Here is a 255-nt window from a genome sequence, read left to right as displayed (position 1 = left end):
TGGTGAGCGTCGGGCCGTCGCCATTGGCGGAGTTCAGCAGGCCATAGGCGGTGGCGTTCTCGAAGTCGGCCACGCGGCGGCCGATGGCAGCGGCGAAGTCCGTGAAGGCGCCGAGGTCGTCGTTCACCAGCATGGGCCGCGTGACGCGGATGCGCCGCGCGAAGGTCTGCAGCAGGACGATCTCCTGGCTTTCGGACATGGTGCCGGCCTGGATCTCGCCGTTCTCCAGCAGCGGCAGCAGGGTCGGGAAGTCGC

The 255-nt window shown here is 69.0% G+C and carries 1 protein-coding gene; it reads right to left on the bottom strand.

Annotated features, from left to right (window positions below; all coding sequences use genetic code 11):
• Positions 1–255: phage major capsid protein (locus ACI6QG_RS19675; protein ID WP_491630760.1), on the bottom strand; the 255-nt coding region annotated here is incomplete at both ends.

Origin of the sequence: Sabulicella flocculans (genome assembly GCF_045449635.1) — a bacterium.
Lineage (GTDB): Bacteria > Pseudomonadota > Alphaproteobacteria > Acetobacterales > Acetobacteraceae > Roseococcus.
The sequence above is the reverse complement of the archived record's forward strand: the minus strand, read 5'-3'. Positions and strand labels throughout refer to the sequence as shown.